Source organism: Aquabacterium sp. J223 (genome assembly GCF_024666615.1).
In the GTDB taxonomy this organism is placed as follows: Bacteria; Pseudomonadota; Gammaproteobacteria; order Burkholderiales; family Burkholderiaceae_C; genus J223.
Window position 1 is genome coordinate 2,665,538 of record NZ_CP088297.1, and the last position, 19,540, is coordinate 2,685,077.

13 protein-coding genes and 2 pseudogenes are annotated in these 19,540 nt (G+C 71.5%); 4 read left to right on the forward strand and 11 right to left on the reverse strand.

The window, feature by feature from the left end; translation table 11 throughout:
• The first annotated feature begins 2 nt into the window (after window positions 1–2).
• The 3 genes from LRS07_RS12775 to LRS07_RS12785 all read left to right on the forward strand — a co-directional run bounded on the left by LRS07_RS12775 (window position 3) and on the right by LRS07_RS12785 (window position 3,939).
• Window positions 3–926 carry an ABC transporter permease gene (locus tag LRS07_RS12775; protein ID WP_260498406.1) on the forward strand — a complete coding sequence of 308 codons (924 nt, stop codon included), beginning with the start codon at window positions 3–5 and terminating at the stop codon, window positions 924–926.
• Between the two features lie 14 nt (window positions 927–940).
• On the forward strand, window positions 941–2,230 hold the full coding sequence (locus LRS07_RS12780) for an amidohydrolase family protein (protein WP_260498407.1): 1,290 nt from the start codon (window positions 941–943) through the stop codon (window positions 2,228–2,230).
• A 74-nt stretch (window positions 2,231–2,304) separates the two neighbouring features.
• Window positions 2,305–3,939, forward strand: coding sequence for a helicase-related protein (locus LRS07_RS12785; protein ID WP_260498408.1), 1,635 nt, complete (start codon window positions 2,305–2,307; stop codon window positions 3,937–3,939).
• 1,368 nt (window positions 3,940–5,307) lie between these two features.
• Here LRS07_RS12785 and LRS07_RS12790 read toward each other — a convergent pair.
• Together LRS07_RS12790 and LRS07_RS12795 are read right to left on the reverse strand one after the other, a co-directional pair.
• Window positions 5,308–5,628, reverse strand: a pseudogene (locus LRS07_RS12790) (response regulator); the annotation flags it as partial.
• 195 nt (window positions 5,629–5,823) lie between these two features.
• Window positions 5,824–7,014, reverse strand: a complete 1,191-nt coding sequence (locus tag LRS07_RS12795) for an Acg family FMN-binding oxidoreductase (RefSeq protein ID WP_260498409.1) — start codon at window positions 7,012–7,014, stop codon at window positions 5,824–5,826.
• Between the two features lie 113 nt (window positions 7,015–7,127).
• On the opposite strand from LRS07_RS12795, the gene LRS07_RS12800 reads away from it, so the two are divergent.
• Window positions 7,128–8,012, forward strand: coding sequence for a LysR family transcriptional regulator (locus LRS07_RS12800; protein WP_260498410.1), 885 nt, complete (start codon window positions 7,128–7,130; stop codon window positions 8,010–8,012).
• Window positions 8,013–8,055: 43 nt separating this feature from the next.
• Here LRS07_RS12800 and dnaJ read toward each other — a convergent pair whose 3' ends face one another.
• The 9 genes and pseudogenes from dnaJ to dnaG form a co-directional block, all read right to left on the reverse strand.
• A complete protein-coding gene (dnaJ, locus tag LRS07_RS12805) occupies window positions 8,056–9,198 on the reverse strand; it encodes a molecular chaperone DnaJ (protein WP_260498411.1) in 1,143 nt (380 codons plus the stop codon).
• 104 nt (window positions 9,199–9,302) lie between these two features.
• Window positions 9,303–11,290, reverse strand: a pseudogene (dnaK, locus tag LRS07_RS12810) (molecular chaperone DnaK).
• A gap of 104 nt (window positions 11,291–11,394) precedes the next feature.
• Window positions 11,395–11,964, reverse strand: coding sequence for a nucleotide exchange factor GrpE (grpE, locus tag LRS07_RS12815; protein ID WP_260498412.1), 570 nt, complete (start codon window positions 11,962–11,964; stop codon window positions 11,395–11,397).
• A 113-nt stretch (window positions 11,965–12,077) separates the two neighbouring features.
• Window positions 12,078–12,524, reverse strand: a complete 447-nt coding sequence (locus tag LRS07_RS12820; protein ID WP_260498413.1) for an RNA-binding S4 domain-containing protein — start codon at window positions 12,522–12,524, stop codon at window positions 12,078–12,080.
• A 61-nt stretch (window positions 12,525–12,585) separates the two neighbouring features.
• Window positions 12,586–13,689 carry a ferrochelatase gene (gene hemH / locus LRS07_RS12825; protein WP_260498414.1) on the reverse strand — a complete coding sequence of 368 codons (1,104 nt, stop codon included), beginning with the start codon at window positions 13,687–13,689 and terminating at the stop codon, window positions 12,586–12,588.
• A 48-nt stretch (window positions 13,690–13,737) separates the two neighbouring features.
• Window positions 13,738–14,100 (reverse strand): response regulator, encoded by a 363-nt coding sequence (locus LRS07_RS12830; RefSeq protein WP_260498415.1) that lies wholly within the window; start codon window positions 14,098–14,100, stop codon window positions 13,738–13,740.
• Window positions 14,097–15,050, reverse strand: a complete 954-nt coding sequence (locus tag LRS07_RS12835) for an adenylate/guanylate cyclase domain-containing protein (protein ID WP_260498416.1) — start codon at window positions 15,048–15,050, stop codon at window positions 14,097–14,099. Before LRS07_RS12835 ends, LRS07_RS12830 begins: the two co-directional genes overlap by 4 nt.
• Window positions 15,051–15,157: 107 nt before the next feature.
• Complete coding sequence (gene rpoD / locus LRS07_RS12840; RefSeq protein WP_260498417.1) at window positions 15,158–17,395, reverse strand: RNA polymerase sigma factor RpoD; 2,238 nt, start codon at window positions 17,393–17,395, stop codon at window positions 15,158–15,160.
• A gap of 356 nt (window positions 17,396–17,751) precedes the next feature.
• Window positions 17,752–19,533 (reverse strand): DNA primase, encoded by a 1,782-nt coding sequence (gene dnaG / locus LRS07_RS12845; protein ID WP_260498418.1) that lies wholly within the window; start codon window positions 19,531–19,533, stop codon window positions 17,752–17,754.
• Between the last annotated feature and the right edge of the window lie 7 nt (window positions 19,534–19,540).

Here is a 19,540-nt window from a genome sequence, read left to right on the forward strand (position 1 = left end):
CGATGGACCTGCTCGCGGACACAGCGTTCTGGATCGCCGTGCTGCGCGTGGCCACGCCGCTGATCTTCGGCACGCTGGGCGTGCTGCTGTGCGAGCGCGCCGGCGTGCTCAACCTCGGCATCGAAGGGATCATGGTGGCCGGCGCCTTCACCGGCTGGTGGGCGGTGCATGCCGGCGCGCCGCTGTGGGGCGGGGTGGCGGTGGCGGCGTCCACGGGTGCCCTGATGGGCCTGGTCCACGCCGGCTTCACCGTGGGGCTGGGGGTGTCGCAGCATGTGGCCGGCCTCGGACTGACGCTGCTGGGCACGAGCCTGGCCAGTTATGCCTATCGGGTGTCCTTCCCCAAGGTGGACCGGCCGCCCACCGTCACGCCGTTCGCGCCGATGGCCGTGCTGCCGTCGCCGTTCAACATCCTGGGCGCGCAGACCGCGCTCACCCTGCTGGCGCTGGCCCTGGTCCCGCTGCTGGCCTGGGGCCTGAACCGCACGCCGCTGGGCCTGGCCCTGACCGCGGTGGGCGAGAACCCGCAGGCGGTGGACGGGCAGGGCCTGTCGGTGCGCGGCCTGCGCTGCGGCGCGGTGGCGGCCGGCTCGGCGCTGATGGCGGTGGGCGGCGCCTTCCTCACGCTGTCGGCCTTCAACGCCTTCTACTTCAACATGGTCAACGGCCGCGGCTGGGTGTGCGTGGCGCTGGTGGTGTTCGCCGCCTGGCGGCCGGGCCGGGCGCTGCTGGGCGCGCTGCTGTTCGCCGGCTTCGACGCGCTGCAGCTGCGCCTGCAGCAGACGCCGGTGTTCGGGCTCACGCTGCCCTACCAGCTCTACCTGATGCTGCCCTACGCGCTGTCCATCCTCGCCCTGGTGGTGATGGCGCGCCGGGCGGCGGTGCCGCGGGCGCTGATGAAGCCCTGGCGGCGTGGTGAACGATGAGGATGAACTGACCGATGCCACAAGTCGACTTGCTCCTTCGCCGCTGCACGCTGCCCCAGGGCGGCGCTCCGCAGGACATCGCCATCGCCGACGGCCGCATCGTCGAGGTCGGCCCGGCCTTGACAGCGCAGGCCGCCGAGGCAATCGACGGCCAGGGCTTCCTGGTCACGCCCCCCTTCGTCGACGCCCACTTCCACATGGACTCGACGCTGAGCTTCGGCCTGCCGCGCATCAACCAGAGCGGCACGCTGCTCGAGGGCATCGCGCTGTGGGGCGAGCTGAAGCCGCTGCTGCTGCAGGAGGCGATCGTCGAGCGTGCGCTGGCCTACTGCGACTGGGCGGCCGCGCGCGGGCTGCTGGCCATCCGCAGCCATGTCGACGTCTGCGACCCGCGGCTGCTGGCCACCGAGGCGCTGCTGCACGTCCGGCAGCGGGTGAAGCCGTACCTGGACCTGCAGCTGGTGGCCTTCCCGCAGGACGGCGTGCTGCGCTCAGCCGGCGCGATGGACACCCTGAAGCGCGCGCTCGACCTCGGCGTGGACGTGGTCGGCGGCATTCCGCACTTCGAGCGCACCATGGCCGACGGCGCGGCCTCGGTGCGCTGGCTGTGCGAGCTCGCGGCCGAGCGCGGCCTGCGGGTCGACATGCACTGCGACGAGACCGACGACCCGATGAGCCGGCACATCGAGACGCTGGCCGCCGAGACGCAGCGCCTGGGGCTGCAGGGGCGGGTGGCCGGCTCGCACCTGACCTCCATGCACAGCATGGACAACTACTACGTCTCCAAGCTCATCCCGCTGATCAAGGAGGCCGGTGTCGCCGCCATCGCCAACCCGCTGATCAACATCACCCTGCAGGGCCGGCACGACACCTACCCCAAGCGCCGGGGCATGACCCGGGTGCCCGAGCTGCTTGCCGCGGGCGTGCCGGTGGCCTTCGGCCACGACTGTGTGCTCGATCCCTGGTACGGCATGGGCTCGGGCGACATGCTGGAAGTCGCGCACATGGGCCTGCACGTGGCGCAGATGACCGGCCAGGCGGCGATGCGACAGTGCTTCGACGCGGTGACGACGACGCCGGCGCAGATCCTGGGCCTCGAGGGCTACGGCCTGCAACCCGGCTGCCGCGCGGACCTGGTGCTGCTGCAGGCGCGCGACCCGGTCGAAGCCATCCGCCTGCGCGCCACCCGGCTGCTGGTGATGAAGGCCGGCCGGGTGATCAGCCGCACGCCGGCGCAGGTGGCCACGCTGAGCCTGCCGGGGCAGGCGGAGAAGGCGGTGGACTGGCTGCGGCCGGCGGCCTGAGCGTCACCCTCGACAATCCCGGGTCCTGCGGCCATGGGCCGGGCACCCGCCTGGCTCCAACGGCCGTAGCCACCATGAGCCGCGACACCCCCTCCGACATCCCGCGCACCCGCCGCGTCCGGCCCGGCGCCCTGAGCGGCCAGAGCCCCGAAGCCGCCGCACGGCTGGCGCGCCGCAGCGCCGAACGCGAGGCGCTGGTCGCCTTGAGCGACAGCCTGGGCTTCCACGTCTACCCGGACAGTTTTCCGCTCGCCCGCAAGCTGGACCGGCAGGTCACGCTGTACGTCGGCCCGCCGAACAGCGGCAAGACCCACGCGGCCTTCGAGCGCCTGGCGCTGGCCGAGGACGGGGCCTACCTGGCGCCGCTGCGGCTGCTGGCGCTGGAAGGCCGCGACCGCCTGGAAGCGCGTGGCGTGCCCTGCACCCTGCTGACCGGCGAGGAACACGTGCCCGCCGAGGGCGCCCGGGTGGTGTCCAGCACACTGGAGATGGTCGACACCCGCCATGCGGTGGAGGTGGCGGTGATCGACGAGGCGCAGATGCTGTTCGACGCCGACCGCGGCTGGGCCTGGACGCAGGCCATCGTCGGCGTGCCGGCGGAGGAGCTGCTCATCATCTGCTCGGCCTTCGCGGTGGAGGCGATCACGCGGCTGCTCGGGGCCTGCGGCGAGAGCTGCCAGGTGCGCACCTTCGAGCGCAAGCAGCCGGTTCAGCTGCTGAAGACGCCGGTGCCGCTGCATGCGGTGAAGCGCGGCGACGCAGTGGTGGCCTTCAGCCGCCGCGAGGTGCTGATGCTGCGCGACCGCCTGGCCGAACACGGCCACCACCGGGTGAGCGTGATCTACGGCGCGCTGCCGCCCGAGGTGCGCCGGCGCGAGGCCGAGCGCTTCGCCGGCGGCGACGCCGACGTGCTGGTGGCCACCGACGCCATCGGCATGGGCCTGAACCTGCCGATCCGCCGCGTGCTGTTCAGCGCCATGACCAAGTTCGACGGCCAGGCCGACCGCGAGCTGACGCCGTCGGAGGTGTCGCAGATCGCCGGCCGCGCCGGCCGCTACGGCCTGCACGAGGAGGGGTTCGTCGGCGTGCTGCGCGAGGCCGATCCGGCGGACCTGCGCCTGCTGCAGCACCTGCTGCCGCAGGCGCCCACCGCGCCGCCCGGCTTCAAGGCGCGGGTGGCGCCGAACACGGCGCACGTCCAGGCCATCGCCGCGCGGCTGGGCCGCCACTCGCTGCGCGAGGTGCTGGGCGTGTTCATGGAGCAGTTGCAGCTGGACAGCGAGCACTTCGAGGTGGCGGCCCTGCAGCCGATGCTGGAACTGGCCGAGCACCTGGACCGGGCCGCCGCGCCGCTGCCGCTGCAGGAGCGCTTCGTCTACGCGCAGGCGCCGGTGGACGGCGATGCGCTGGTGCAGCGCGAGCACTTCCTGTCCTGGGCGGCATCGCATGCACGCAGCGGCCAGGCCGGCTGGCCCGACTTCCTGGACGAGACCGATGCCCACAGCCGGCTGGACCGGATGGAGCAGGGGTTGAAGCTGTGCTCGCTGTGGTTGTGGCTGGACCGGCGTTTTCCCGGCGCCTACGGCCATGGTGATGCCGTGCGCGTCCAGCGCGACGCGCTGAACGACGGCATCGAGCGCCAGCTCAAGAGCCGACGCCCGCTGTGGCAGGTGCCGCGTTCGCGGCGGGGTCCGCACCGCCGCTGGTAGGGGTGTCGGCGTCGGCGGCCTCGCGCCGCAGCGTCTCGGCGGCCGGGCTGCCCGGCGGTGCGCGCAGGGCCAGGCCGCCGGCTTGGCGCCCACCGGTCTGGCCGAGCGGGGGGCCATGGCGGACGCGGCGTGGCGTTCGCGCAGGCCGTCGATGCGCGCGCCCAGGTCGTCGGCGTCCGCCACCTTGTCGCGGTGGCGCAGCAGCGCACCGCGCGCCATGTCGACCAGCTTCAGGTTCAGCGTCTGCTCGCCATGGCGCAGCAGCTCGCGCACGCTGGTGGCGGGGTCGCCGGCCAGCGAATGGCTCATCGCCTGCTCGGCCAGGGCGGTGATGCGGTGGTGGGCCTCGCGCACCTGCTGCTCGAAGGGCGGGTGGGCGCTGGCCGTGCGGGCCAGCAGCTCCGACAGGCCGCGGGTGGTGCAGAAGCGCAGCGCCAGCGTGTCCACCCAGCGTTCGGCGTCGGGCAGCTGCAGTTCGGCGGCGGTGAGCTGGGCGATCAGCGACAGCAGGTTGCAGGCGGCCTCCACGTCCAGCGCCGGCGAGCGCAGGTCCTCGGCCAGGCTGCGCAGCTCGGCCACCACCGCGCCCACCTGCTTGGCCAGCATCAGCGACACCGCCCGCACGATGCCGTGGAAGCGCTGCAGCCGCTGGCTCTGGGGGGCACGCTCCAGCGCGTGCGCCAGGTTGTCCAGGCAACGCTGCAGGCCCTTGGCGTCGCGTGCCTGGAAGCGGGTGAAGGCCAGCAGCACCAGCGACTGGAAGTCGAACATCTGCGAGCTGATGCCCAGCGTGGTGGCGCGCTCCAGCGAGCGTGCGGCCTCCTCCGACTCGCCGAGGTAGAAGGCCAGCATGCCCTGCTTCTGCAGCCGCACCACCGAGCCGGGGGTCAGGTCGCAGGCCTGGCGGTAGGTGGCCAGCGCCTGCCCCAGGTCTCCCTGGTCCACCTGCAGCCGGCCCATCACGTCGTAGGCGTCGGCGTAGCTCGGCGCCTCGACCAGCAGCGATTCGAGGGTGCGCCGGGCCGGGCCGGTCTGCGCGTTGTCGATCTGCGCGCGGGCCACGCCGAGCTTGGCCCAGGGCAGGGCCTGGGCCTCGATGACCGCTTCGTAGAGCTTCTGCGCGGCCTCGGGCTGGTTCAGCCGCAGCAGCAGCTCGGCGCCGATGCGCGCGGCGTACAGCCAGTAGGGCCCCCGGTCCTGGAAGCGCTGCAGCGCCAGCCGGGCGGCCTGGTCGTGGTCGCCCTCTTCCATGGCGTCGAAGATGGGCTTGAGCGACAGCTTGCGCCGGCGTGCCTGCTGCAGCCGCACGCCCAGGTCCTTGGCGGTGTGCGGCTTGAGCAGGTAGCTGTCCAGCGCAGACTCGGCGGCGTCGGCCACCCGGTCGTAGGCCGCCTCGCCGGTGATCATGACGAAGACGGTGGCCAGCGGCAGCAGTTGCGCCCGGCGCAGGTCCTCCAGCAGGTCCTGTCCGCTGGAGCGTTCGCCGGGAAAGTGTTGTTCACACAGGACGATGTCGAACTCGCGCGCTTCCAGTTGCCGGCGGCCGTCGTGCAGGCGGCTGCACTGGACCACCGTCTGCAGGCCGAAGTCGCGCAGCTGCGCGGCCAGGATGCTGCGCGAGGTGGGGTTGGGATCGATCACCAGCGCCCGGCATTCGTGCATGCCGGCCGACGGGGCGGCGCGTGTCATCGCCGGCCCGGCAGGGCAGGGGGTCGGTCGGCGGCGGGCGTCGGCGGCATGGGGCTCCCGTGAAATGGTCGTTCTGCCCGGCCTATCGTCGGCCACCGCCGTCGCCTTGATCCCGGTCAACCCGGCCGCGGCGCCGGATCCGGCCTCTTTGTGACGCTTTTGTGAAAGCCGCCGCGCGCACCCGCGTCGGCTGGCTCACTGAACGAGCCTCAGACGACGAAGGCCGCCAGCGGTCGGCGTGGCGTGGCCGGGGCCGGTGCGGTGGGATGACCGATGCGGCAGAACATCTGCAGGGTGGGGTCGCCCCTCGGCCTGCGGCGCGCCGCGGCCCAGGGTCAGCCGGTGCGCCTGCTCGCGGCAGGCCGCCATCTCGGGGAATTCCTGCAGGGCCTGGCTCATCGGGTGCACCGCCACGCCCAGCGCGGTGGCCTGGAGCTGCAGCCGAACGTAGGCCCGCCCGGCGGCGACGGCGTCGGCGTGGCGCTGTGCCCGGGTCGCCAGCCAGACGAAGCCCATCGCGCTGTCGCTGTGGCCGCGGAAGCGGGCCATCATCTGGTCGTAGGCCGGGCTGCCCGGCGGGGGCGGGGCGCTGCGGTCGAACTGCCCGAGGGCGGCGGCGATGCGCGGCACGGCGGTGTTGATCGAGATGCCGTCGCGGTGGCGCAGGATCTCCGACGGCCCGACGCGGGTGAGGTGCACGCTCTCCATCACCGTGGCCGGGGTGAGCAGCTCGACCTTGGCCGATTCCCAGCACAGCCGGCGCAGGGCGGGCAGGCGATCGGCGTCCACCGTGCCGGCGCGGTCGACACTAGGACCGGCGGCGTCCAGCAGCGCGCGCAGCGTCGCCGGCGCCACGGGGCGGGCGGTGTCGTAGTCCGACTTCGGCGTGCGCCGGCGCAGCACCTGGGTGAACAGCGGGTCGGCCACACCGCCGGGCACCAGCCGCAGCCGGGCGACCGGCCGGCGGTCCCAGCCGTCCAGGCCGGCGGGCAGGGCGCCGTCAGGCCACAGCGCCACCTCGGCACCGAACCCCTGTTCGGCCAGCGCCATGACCAGCAGTTCGAGGAAGGCCCCGTGGCCGATGAGGATCTGGCGGCCGAACGGGTCGGTCTGCGGCAGCACCCGCTCGGGGTCGGTGTGAACGGTGATGACGCCCGGCTCGCGCAGGTCGGCCAGCCAGGGCTGCAGGTTGTGCGGGTTGGGCGCGGTGATGGCGTAGGCCAGCGCCCGGCGCCGCGGGTCGGCCTCGGCGGCCGAAGGCCCCTGCCAGGCTTCGACGGCCTGCGCCGGGTAGCCGCTGCGCAGCGCATACGCGCCGGCACCGGCCGCCGCGGCGGTGCACACGAGGCCGCCGCCGGCCAGGCGGATGAAGGTGCGACGTTGCATGGTGGTGTCCTTTCCTGGCGTCGAGGGGAGGCGATGGACAGGATTGTGGAAACCGGTCGTCTCTTCGACAATTGCATAACGGCGGCGAACAGCTATTTATCATTGAATAACCGATGACGCAGGACTTCGACTGGCGCCTGGTGCGTTCCTTCCTGGCGGCGCTGGAGCACGGCAGCCTGCTCGGCGCGGCGCGCGCCCTCGGCGCCAGCCAGCCGACGCTGGGCCGCCACATCGCGGAGCTGGAGGCGCAGCTCGGCGTCGCGCTGTTCGAGCGCACCGGCCGCGGCCTGCGGCCCACCGACATGGCGCAGACGCTGGCCGACGGCGCGCGCGCGATGGAGGCGGGTGCGCTGCAGCTGGCGCGCCGCGCGGCGGGGGCCGACGCGGCGGCCGGCGGCACGGTGCGGCTGTCGGCCAGCCAGCCGGTGGCCTGCCACCTGCTGCCGCCGGTGCTGGCGCGCATGCGCACCGCGCTGCCCGACATCCAGGTCGAGCTGGTGGCCAGCAACGAGGTGAGCAACCTGCTGCGCCGCGAGGCCGACATCGCGCTGCGCATGGTGCAGCCGCAGCAGTCGACGCTGCTGGCGCGCCGCATCGGTCGGGTGACGCTGGGTGCCTACGCCCACCGCGACTACCTGCAACGCCGCGGGGTGCCGAAGTCGCTGGCCGACCTGCGCGGCCATGACCTGATCGGCGGCGACCAGGGCCAGGACATCGTCAAGGGCTTCGCCTCGGCCGGCCTGGCGTTGACGCGCGAGGACTTCGTGCTGCGCACCGACGACCTGGTGGCCGGCTGGCAGGCGCTGCGCGCCGGCGTCGGCATCGGCTTCGTCGCCGATTACGTGGCGCGCGGCGATCCTGCGGTGGTGCCGCTGCTGCCGATGCTGAAGATCCCGCCGCTGCCGATGTGGCTGGTGTCGCACCGCGAGGTGCGCCACAGCCAGCGCATCCGCGCGGTGTGGGACTTCCTCGCGCAGGCCGTTCCCACGGCCCTTTGATCACGGCGAAGGTGGCGGCGGCGCCCGAAGCGCCGCCACGCCATCACTTGAAGATGTCCTTCACCCGGTCGGTCCAGCTCTTGGCGTTGGGCGAGTGCTTGTCGCCGCCCTTGCGGAAGGACTCGTCGAGCTCCTTCAGCAGCTTGCGCTGGTGTTCGGTGAGCTTGATCGGCGTCTCCACCGCCACGTGCACGTAGAGGTCGCCCGGGTACGAGGAGCGCAGCCCCTTGATGCCCTTGCCGCGCAGGCGGAAGGTCTTGCCGTGCTGGGTGCCCTCGGGCAGTTCGATCTCAGCGCTGCCGCCCAGCGTCGGCACCTGGATCGGGCCGCCGAGCGCCACGGTGGTCAGCCCCACCGGCACGGTGCAGTGCAGGTCGTCGCCGTCGCGCTCGAAGACCTCGTGCGGCTTGATGCGGATCTCGATGAACAGGTCGCCCGGCGGGCCGCCGTTGCTGCCCGGCTCGCCGTTGCCGGCCGAGCGGATGCGCATGCCCTCGTTGATGCCGGCGGGGATCTTCACCTCCAGCGTCTTCTGCCGCTTCAGCCGGCCCTGGCCGTTGCAGGTGGTGCAGGGCTCGGGAATGATCTTGCCGCTGCCGTGGCAGTTGGGGCAGGTCTGCTGGATGCTGAAGAAGCCCTGACGCATGTGCACCGCGCCGGCGCCGTTGCAGGTGCTGCAGGTCTTGGGCTGGGTGCCCGGCTTGGCGCCGGTGCCATGGCAGGTCTCGCAGGTGTCCCAGGTCGGGATGCGGATCTGGCTGTCCTTGCCGAGCGCCGCCTCCTCCAGCGTGATCTCCATCGTGTAGGACAGGTCCGAGCCGCGGTAGACCTGCTGGCCGCCGCGGCGCTGGCCGCCCGCACCGCCGAAGATGTCGCCGAAGATGTCGCCGAAGGCCTCGGCGAAGCCGCCGAAGTTCTCCGGCCCGCCGCGGAAGCCCGCGCCGCCCATGTTGGGGTCGACGCCGGCATGGCCGAACTGGTCGTAGGCCGCCCGCTTCTGCGGCTCGGACAGCATCTCGTAGGCCTCCTTGGCCTCCTTGAACTTGTCCTCCGCCTCCTTGGCCTTCTCACCCTGGTTCCGGTCCGGGTGGTACTTCATCGCCAGCTTGCGATAGGCCTTCTTGATGTCCTCGTCGCTGGCGTTTTTCGCCACCCCGAGAACCTCGTAGTAATCCCGCTTTGCCATGGTGTGCCCTGTCAAACGAAAGCCCCCGGGGGCTGCCGCAGCCCGCGGGGGTGGACCTTCTCACGCAACGGAACGCCGGGTCCGCCGCGGTGGCCGGTGGCCGGTCACTTGCGGTCCTTGACCTCCTTGAACTCCGCGTCGACGACATCGTCGTCGGCGCGGGCACCGGCCGCCTCGCCGCGCGGCGCCGACTGCGGACCGGCCGCGCCCGGGCCGTCGGCGCCGGGGGCGGGACCCCCGCAGCCGCGCCGGCGGCGCCGGCCGCCGCCTGCTGCTCGGCGTAGATTTTCTCGCCCAGCTTCTGGCTCACGGTCATCAGCGACTCGGTGCGGCCCTCGATGGCCTCCTTGTCCTCGCCCTTCAGCGCCTCTTCCAGTTCCTTCAGCGCGGCCTCGATCTTGTCCTTCTCGCCGGCCTCCAGCTTGTCGCCGTGCTCGCTCAGCGACTTGCGCACGCTGTGCAGCAGCGCGTCGCCCTGGTTGCGCGCCTGCACCAGTTCGAGCTTCTTCTGGTCCTCGGCGGCGTTGGCCTCGGCGTCGCGCACCATCTTCTGGATCTCCTCCTCGGTGAGGCCGGAGTTCGCCTTGATGGTGATCTTGTTCTCCTTGCCGGTGCCCTTGTCCTTGGCCGACACGTGCAGGATGCCGTTGGCGTCGATGTCGAAGGTGACCTCGATCTGCGGCAGGCCGCGTGGGGCGGGCGGGATGCCCTCGAGGTTGAACTCGCCCAGGCTCTTGTTGCCCGAGGCCATCTCGCGCTCGCCCTGGTAGACCTTGATGGTCACCGCCGGCTGGTTGTCGTCGGCGGTGGAGAAGGTCTGCGCGAACTTGGTCGGGATGGTGGTGTTCTTCTTGATCATCTTCGTCATCACGCCGCCCAGGGTCTCGATGCCCAGGGACAGCGGGGTGACGTCCAGCAGCAGCACGTCCTTGCGGTCGCCCGACAGCACCTGGCCCTGGATGGCGGCCCCGACGGCCACCGCCTCGTCGGGGTTGACGTCCTTGCGCGGCTCCTTGCCGAAGAACTCCTTGACCTTGTCCTGCACCTTGGGCATGCGGGTCATGCCGCCGACCAGGATGACGTCGTCGATGTCGCCGGCCTTGACGCCGGCGTCCTTGATGGCGGTGCGGCAGGGCTCGATCGTGCGCTCGATCAGGTCCTCGACCAGCGCCTCCAGCTTGGCCCGGGTGAGCTTGACGTTGAGGTGCTTCGGACCCGACGCGTCGGCCGTGATGTACGGCAGGTTGATGTCGGTCTGCGAGCTGTTGGACAGCTCGATCTTGGCCTTCTCTGCCGCTTCCTTCAGGCGCTGCAGGGCCAGCACGTCCTTGGTCAGGTCGACGCCCTGTTCCTTTTTGAACTCGGCGATGATGTAGTCGATGATGCGCTGGTCGAAGTCCTCGCCGCCGAGGAAGGTGTCGCCGTTGGTCGACAGCACCTCGAACTGCTTCTCGCCGTCGACGTCGGCGATCTCGATGATCGACACGTCGAAGGTGCCGCCGCCCAGGTCGTAGACGGCGATCTTGCGGTCGCCCTTGCTGGCCTTGTCCAGGCCGAACGCCAGCGCCGCCGCGGTCGGCTCGTTGATGATGCGCTTGACGTCCAGGCCGGCGATGCGGCCGGCGTCCTTGGTGGCCTGGCGCTGGCTGTCGTTGAAGTAGGCCGGCACGGTGATCACCGCCTCGGTCACTTCCTCGCCGAGGTAGTCCTCGGCGGTCTTCTTCATCTTGCGCAGCACCTCGGCGCTGACCTGCGGCGGCGCCAGCTTGTTGCCGCGCACCTCGACCCAGGCGTCGCCGTTGTCGGCGGCCGAGATCTTGTAGGGCATCAGGTCGATGTCCTTCTGCACTTCCTTCTCGGTGAACTTGCGGCCGATGAGCCGCTTCACCGCGTACAGCGTGTTGCGCGGGTTCGTCACCGCCTGGCGCTTGGCCGAGGCGCCGACCAGCACCTCGCCGTCCTCCTGGTAGGCGATGATCGACGGCGTGGTGCGCGCACCCTCGCTGTTCTCGATCACCTTGGTGGTGTTGCCCTCCATGATGGCCACGCAGGAGTTCGTGGTCCCGAGGTCGATGCCGATGATCTTGCCCATTGCTTGTTCTCCGGAAACTGGAATTCGGTTGTCGATGTAGTTGTGAATGTCGGCGGCATTTTCAAGCGCCGATGCCGGCGCGGGGGCGCCGGCGGCTCATGCGGCTACTTCGGCGCCGCCACGGTGACGAGGGCCGGCCGCAGCACGCGGTCGGCGATGAGGTAGCCCTTCTGCAGCACGGCGACCACGGTGTTGGGCTCCTGCTCGGCCGGGATGACGCTGATGGCCTGGTGCTGGTGCGGGTCGAACCGGGTGCCGGCGGGCGGGTTGATCTCCAGCACCTTGTGGCGCTCCAGCGCCTGTTGCAGCTGGCGCAGGGTGGCGTGCACGCCTTCCAGCACCTGCTCGGCGGTGGCCTGGGTGGTGGCCTGGGTGGCGATGGCGGCCTCCAGGCTGTCCTTGACGGGCAGCAGGCTCTCGGCGAACGCGTCGACGGCGAACTTGCGCGCCTTCGACACCTCCTCCTCGGACCGGCGGCGAACGTTCTCGGTCTCCGCCTTGGCGCGCAGGTAGGCGTCGGCCACCTCGGCGTGCTTGGCCTCCAGTTCCGCCAGGCGGGCCGCCAGGTTGGACTCGGCCGGCGCGTCGGGGGTCACGTCGGGCGCGCTGCCCTCGGCGGGGCTGACGTCGAGGATGGGGTCGTGGGAGGGCGTCTGGGGATCGGGGGTGCTCATGCGCGGCTCTTCTGAACGGGCGCCGACCGCGACGGAAACCCCGCCGCGGCCGGCAACAGCCGCGCAACTGGGGCCGCTCGACCCTGCTTCAAGAGGGGTCGGCAGGAATTTTTTCAGCCGTCCGTCCGGTCGAGGCTGGCGCTCCAGCGGTTCCAGTCCGCCAGGTCGCGCCGGTCGCGCTTGGTGGGTCGTCCCTGGCCGATGGCCAGCGCCGGCTCCGGCGCGAGCCTGCGCTGGGCGGCCAGGGCCTCGCGCCCGGCCACGCTCTCGTCCGTCTCCCGGTACAGCGCCTGGGCCACCGGCGCGGGGCCGCGCACCTGGCTCAAGCCCAGCACGACCACCGTCCGCGGCACGCTGCCCTGGCGCAGCGCCACCTCGTCGCCCGGCTTCACGCCGCGGCCGGCCTTGCCCGGCTGCCCGTTGACCTTCACCCGGCCGCGCTCGATCTCCTCCACCGCCAGAGCGCGGGTCTTGAAGAAGCGCGCCGCCCACAGCCACTTGTCGAGCCGGACGGCATCGGCGGCGTCGACGTCGGCGGCGGGCTTGCGGGAGGGTTTCATCGGCCAGACCGACGCTGCAAGCGGTGCGCCCGGTGGGGCCGTGCGGCGGCGCGGCCGGCCGTCACGCCGCCGCGCCGAGGGCGATCGCCCGCTCCCGCTGGGCGGCGCGCACCGGCGCCGGTGCCGCCGGCTGCATCGGCCAGCCGGCCAGGTGGTCCACCGCCACCTGGGCCAGCGCGGTGATCCAGCGCGGGTCGTCGTTCAGGCAGGGCACGTAGCGGTACTCCTCGCCGCCGGCCTGCAGGAAGGCGTCGCGCACCTCCATGCCGATCTCCTCCAGCGTCTCCAGGCAGTCGCTGACGAAGCCGGGGCAGGCGATGTCGATGCGCTTGATGCCGCCGGCGGCGAGCTGGCGCACCGTCGGCTCGGTGTAGGGCTGCAGCCATTCGGCCTTGCCGAAGCGGCTCTGGAAGGTGACGTGCAGCCGGGCCAGGGGCCACTGCAGCCGCTCCGCCAGCAGGCGGGCGGTCTTGTGGCATTCGCAGTGGTAGGGGTCGCCCAGCATCAGCGTGCGCTTGGGCACGCCGTGGAAGCTGAGCACCAGCCGCTCGGGCTGGCCATGGTGCGCCCAGTGCGTGCGCAGCCGCTGGGCCAGCGCCTCGATGTACAGCGGCTCGTCGTGGTAGCGGTTGACGAAGCGCAGCTCGGGCAGGTGGCGGGTGCGCCGGGCCCAGGCGGCCACGGCGTCGAACACGCTGGCGGTGGTGGTGGCGGAGTACTGCGGGTACAGCGGCAGCACCAGGATGCGGGTAGCACCTTCGGCCTTCAGCGCGTCGAGCTGGCTGGCGATCGACGGGTTGCCGTAGCGCATGGCATGGCGCACCACCACCGCATGGCCGCGCTCGCCGAGCCAGCCCTGCAGCAGCCTGGCCTGCACCGCGGTCCAGTGCGCCAGCGGCGAGCCGTCGGCGGTCCAGATGCTGGCGTACTTGGCGGCGCTCTTCTTCGGCCGCACGCGCAGGATGACGCCGTGCAGGATCGGTTTCCACAGCGCCGCGGGGATCTCGACCACCCGGGGGTCGGACAGGAACTCGGCGAGGTAGCGGCGCACCGCCTGCGGGGTGGGCGCGTCGGGCGTGCCGAGGTTGACCAGCAGCAGCCCGGTGCGCGCCGGTCGGCCGTGCTCGTACGTCGGGTCCAGCACGGGTTCGGCGGCGTATTTCATCGGCGGCGATTGTGCCGAAGGGGGTGCCGCGGCGCTGCGCCGCGGGCTTCAGCCGCGCAGGGCGTGCAGGTCGGCCAGCAGCCGCTGAAGGTCCAGCGGCTTGGTCCAGTAGCCGTGGAAACCGGCGGCCAGCGCGCGGTCGATGTCCTCCTGCAGCGCGTCGGCCGAGCACATGTAGGCCGGCAGCGCGGCGCAGGCGGGCAGGGCGCGCAGCCGCTGCAGCAGGGCGATGCCGTTGGTGTCGGGCAGGTGCGAGTCGAGCACCAGCACCTCGGGCTGCCAGTGCTCGACCAGGGCGAGCGCCTGGGCGCCGTCCTCGGCCACCTGCAGCTCGAAGCCGCCGGCCACCTTCAGCGCCTCCTCGAAGAGGATGGCGTTGATGCGGTTGTCCTCGACGTACAGCAGTTTCATCGCGGCGCGGCCGGCGGGCTGGGCAGGGTGTCCATGAAGATGAGGACCTCGAAGTCCAGGGTCGGGCCGCCGTCGCCCGGCGCGGCGCCCAGGCCGATGCTGCCGCGCCCGTGCAGGGTGCAGCTGCCGCGGCGCAGGCTGACGATCTCGCCGTCGCGGCCGAAGCGCACGTAGGTGCCGTTGTAGCTGAGGTCGGTGAGCTGGAAGCCGCCGCCGTGCCAGTCGATGCGGGCGTGCGAACGCGACACCCGGCTGTCGTCGATGCACCAGCTGGCCTGCGGGCTGCGACCAAGCACGATGGGCAGGTGCGGGCCGGCGAAGATGCGCTGCTGCTCGCCCCAGCCGAGGCGGATGCCCTCGGGCTCGCTGGCCGGGCCCATGTCGCCGAACTGGGTCGCGGCCAGGTCGCTGCGGCGCCCGTGGCTCATCGCATGCACCTGCACCGGCTCGGCCCGGCCGCGCAGCTGCACCCGGTCCAGCGCCCGCGCGCGGGCCAGCACCGCGGCCGGCAGGGTGGCGGCCACCTCGGCGGTCAGCAGCGTCTCGTTGTCGCCGGCGTGGTCGATCAGGCGGGCGGCGACGTTGACGGCGTCGCCGAAGCAGTCGCCGCCCATCTCGACCACTTCGCCGCAGGCCAGGCCGATCTGCAGCTTGAGGCCGCGCAGCCCGGCGGAGGCGCCGCGTTCGTGGCCGCGGCTGACCAGCCGGTCCAGCACCTCGTGCATCTGGTCGGCGGCGCGCAGGGCGGAGGGTGGATCGGTGAACACCGCCATCAGGCCGTCGCCCAGCGTCTTCACCAGCTTGCCCTGGCCGGGCGCGATGACGGCCGCGAGGGCGGCGATGGTGTGCGTGACCACCGAGGTCGCTTCGGCGTTGCCGAGCTGCTCGAACAGTGCGGTGCTGCCGCGCAGGTCGGCGAAGAGGATGGTGCGCTCGGCGATTTGCGTCATGGCCGCTGCGGTGGTTCGCGGCAGTTTAGCGGCGCCACAAAGAAGAAGCCCGCCGAGGCGGGCCCACCGGGACGGGTTCGCGCCAGCGAACCCGCTTCTCGGTCTGCTTACAGGTTGTCGAGGTAGGTGCGCAGCTTGTCCGACCGGCTCGGGTGCTTGAGCTTGCGGATGGCCTTGGCCTCGATCTGCCGGATGCGCTCGCGCGTCACGTCGAACTGCTTGCCGACTTCCTCCAGCGTGTGGTCGGTCGACATCTCGATGCCGAAGCGCATGCGCAGCACCTTGGCCTCGCGCGGGGTCAACGAGTCGAGGATGTCCTTGACCACGTCGCGCAGACCGGCCTGCATGGCGGCGTCCACCGGGGCCACGTTGTTCGTGTCCTCGATGAAGTCGCCCAGGTGGCTGTCGTCGTCGTCGCCGATCGGCGTCTCCATGGAGATCGGCTCCTTGGCGATCTTCATGATCTTGCGGATCTTGTCCTCGGGGATCTCCATCTTCTCGGCCAGCGTCGGCGCGTCGGGCTCGAAGCCGAACTCCTGCAGGTGCTGGCGCGAGATCCGGTTCATCTTGTTGATCGTCTCGATCATGTGCACCGGGATGCGGATGGTGCGCGCCTGGTCGGCGATCGAGCGGGTGATGGCCTGGCGGATCCACCACGTCGCGTAGGTCGAGAACTTGTAGCCGCGGCGGTATTCGAACTTGTCCACCGCCTTCATCAGGCCGATGTTGCCTTCCTGGATGAGGTCGAGGAACTGCAGGCCGCGGTTGGTGTATTTCTTGGCGATGGAAATGACCAGGCGCAGGTTGGCCTCGATCATTTCCTTCTTCGCGTCGCGGCTCGCCTTCTCGCCCTCGTTCATGCGGCGGTTGATCTCCTTCAGGTCGTCCAGCGGCACCACCGCCCGGCTCTGCAGGTCGATCAGCTTCTGCTGCAGTTCCTGCACCGCCGGCAGGTTGCGGCTCAGCACGGTGCTGTAGTTCTTGCCCGCCTGCACTTCCTTCTCGGCCCACTTCAGGTTCAGCGCGTTGGGCGGGAAGGACTTGATGAACTGGTCCTGCGGCATGCCGCACTTGTCGACCACGATCTTGCGGATCTCGCGCTCGTAGCGGCGCACGTCGTCGACCTGCGAGCGCAGGATGTCGCACAGCTTCTCGATGGTCTTCACCGTGAAGCGGATGCTCATGATCTCGGCCGAGACCGCCATCTGCGCGCGGTTGTAGGCCGGCGACTTGTAGCCGTCGCGCTCGTAGGCCTTGCGCATGGCGTCGAAGTGCGTGTTCAGCGCGTCGAACTTCTGCAGCGCGGTGGTCTTCAGCTCCTCGAGCTTCTTGGTCAGCGCCTTGCTGCCGCCCTGGCCGTCGTCGTCGTCCTCTTCGTCGAACTCGTCGAAGTCCTCCTCGGCGACGTAGTCGTCGGCCTCGTCGTCGGAGACGAAGCCGTCGACCACCTCCGAGATCTGCATCTCGCCGGCGCGGATCTTGGCCGCCATGGCCAGGATCTCGGCGATGGTGGTCGGGCTGGCGCTGATGGCCAGCATCATCGCCTGCAGGCCGCCTTCGATGCGCTTGGCGATCTCGATCTCGCCCTCGCGCGTCAGCAGCTCCACCGTGCCCATCTCGCGCATGTACATGCGCACCGGGTCGGTGGTGCGGCCGAACTCGGAGTCGACCGTCGACAGCGCCGCCTCGGCGGCCTCCTCGGCCTCCTCCTCGGTGGCGGTGGTGGTCGAGCCGCCGGCGATCAGCAGGGTGGCGGCGTCGGGCGCCTGCTCGTAGACCGCGATCCCCATGTCGTTGAGCATGGAGATGATGGCCTCGAGGATTTCCTCGTTGACCAGCTTCTCGGGCAGGTGGTCGTTGATCTCCTGGTGCGTCAGGAAACCACGGGTCTTGCCCATCTTGATGAGGGTCTTCAGCTCCTGGCGGCGCTTGGCGACTTCCTCTTCTGTGAGCTGGGTCTCGTCGAGGCCGAACTCGCGCATCAGCGCGCGCTCCTTGGCGCGGCTGACCTTCATGCGCAGCGGCTTGGCCTTGGCCTCTTCCTTGTCGTCGGCCACCTCGGCGGTGACCTCCTCGGTCTCGGCCTCGCCCTCGAGGTCGGTGTCGACCTCGGCGATCTCGTCATCGAGCAGCGGGCCCGTCTTCTTGGCCTCGTCCTTCGGCTTGCGACCCGGCTTGCCCTTGGCCTCGACCTCGGGCTTGCCGGCCTTGGCGGCGGGCTTCGACGTGGCGACGGCCTTCGTCTTCTTCACCTCCTCGGCGGCAGCGCCCTTCTTCGCGGCGGGCGTCTTGGCAGGCGCCGTCTTGGCGATAGAAGGTGCGGCGGCGGTCTTCTTGGCGGTCATGCGGGTCCTTCGCGTCGGATCTCTAGGGGAGGCGGGGCCATTGCGGTGCCCGGACGACGCCCGTCACGAACCGTCCCCTTCACCAGGGGCGGCACGCCGCGACGGCGCCGACCGGCGGCAACCGTCCTCGGCCGGGGACCGCGGGCGGGAGGCCGCGCGGCACCGGGACACAAGGCGTCGGGCAGGCAAGATGGCGTGGACGTGTTGAGGAGCAGCCCTTGCGGGGGAGGTGGCCGACTTGACCCTTGTCCAGGGTGGCCGATGCCGGAGGTGCTGCCGTCACTCTTGCCGCTGCAACGAACCCGCGATTGTCTCCCATGTAGGGCTTGCCGTCAAAACCGCAAGGGTTTCGCGGCTCACCGGCGGCCCAGCACCTTGTCGATGTCCGGCTGCTGTTGCGCCCGGCGCAACTGGTGCAGCGCCTGGTCGAGGTCCTCGCGCAGCGGCTCGATGGCAGGGTCGGCCTCGTCGGCCAATGGAGCGGCCTGCGCGGCCCAGGGTTCCGCCGGCAACGCCATGCGAAGCGCCGGCCAGGGCTGGTGGCCGTGTTCCAGCAGGTGGCGGTCGAGCCAGGCGAAGGCGGCGGCGTGCCAGCCGGGCAGGGCGCAGAGCTGCTCGTGCACCTCGGCGGTGAGCTCCTGCCACCAGTCGCTGCGCAGCAGCAGCAGCTGGGCCACGTTGTCGGCCGGCTGCCGGGTGCGCGCCCGCAACGGCGGGCCGGGTGGGCGGCGGTCGCCACGGTCGCGACCCTCGCGGCCGTCGCGGCCCCGCCAGCCGCGGCGCTCCGGGCCGCCACCGTGGCCCGCCGGTGCCGGCGCGGCGGCCGCCGGTGCCGCGCCCCACAGCCGCAGCAGCTCGTCGGTGGGCAGCCGGCCCAGTTCGGCCAGTTCGCCGAGCAACTGCGAGCGCAAGGCCCCCTCGGGCAGCGCCTGCCACAGCGGCCGCGCCTGCGCCAGGAAGCGCGCCCGGCCCTCGGCGGTGCCCAGGTCGGCGTTGTCGCGGGCGGTCTCGATCAGCTGGCGCGACAGCGGCACCGCCGCGGCGACCTGGCGCTCGAAAGCCTCGGCGCCGAGCGCCCGGATGAAGGAGTCCGGGTCGTGCTCGGGCGGCAGGAAGAGGAAGCGCACGGTGCGCAGGTCGGTGGCGTGCGGCAGCGCCGCCTCCAGCGCCCGGGTGGCGGCGCGGCGGCCGGCGGCGTCGCCGTCGAAGCTGAAGACCACCGAGTCGGTGAAGCGGAAGAGCTTGCGCACATGCTCCTCCGTGCAGGCGGTGCCCAGGGTCGCCACCGCGTTGGGAAATCCGAGCTGCGCCAGCGCCACCACGTCCATGTAGCCCTCGACCACCAGCGCATAGCCCTGGGTGCGCATGGCCTGCCGGGCCTCGAACAGCCCGTACAGCTCGCGGCCCTTGACGAAGACCGGCGTTTCCGGCGAGTTGAGGTACTTCGGTTCGCCGCCGTCGAGCACCCGGCCGCCGAAGCCGATCACCTCGCCGGTGACCGCGCGGATGGGGAACATCACCCGGTCGCGGAAGCGGTCGTAGCGCTTCTGCTCGGCGGGGTCCTGGTCCTCCCCCTGCACGATGACCAGGCCGGCCTCGACCAGCTGCGGGTCGTCGTAGCGCGGGAAGGCGCTGGCCAGGCTGCGCCACCCCTCAGGCGCGTAGCCCATGGCGAAGCGACCGGCCACCTCGCCGGTGAGCCCGCGGCCCTTCAGGTAGCCGATCGCCTTCGGGCTGGCCTTGAGCTGCTTCCGGTAGTGCTCGGCCGCTTTGTGCAGCACCTCGGTGAGCGTGGCCTGCCGCTCCTTGCGCTGGGCCGCCTCGGCGCGTTCTTCCGGGCTGCGGCTGTCCTCGGGCACGGTCAGGCCCGCCATGCCGGCCAGCTCGTGCACCGCGTCGACGAAGCCGAGGCCGGCGTACTCGGTGAGGAAGCGCAGCGCGTCGCCGTGCACGCCGCAGCCGAAGCAGTGGTAGGTCTGCCGCGCCGGGCTGACGGTGAAGCTGGGCGACTTCTCGGCATGGAACGGGCAGAGCCCCTTGTGCAGCGCGCCGGCCTTGCGCAGCTCGACATGGCGGCCGACCACCTCGACCACGTCGATGCGCGACAGCAGCTCCTGCAGGAAGGACGGTGGGATCACCGACCAA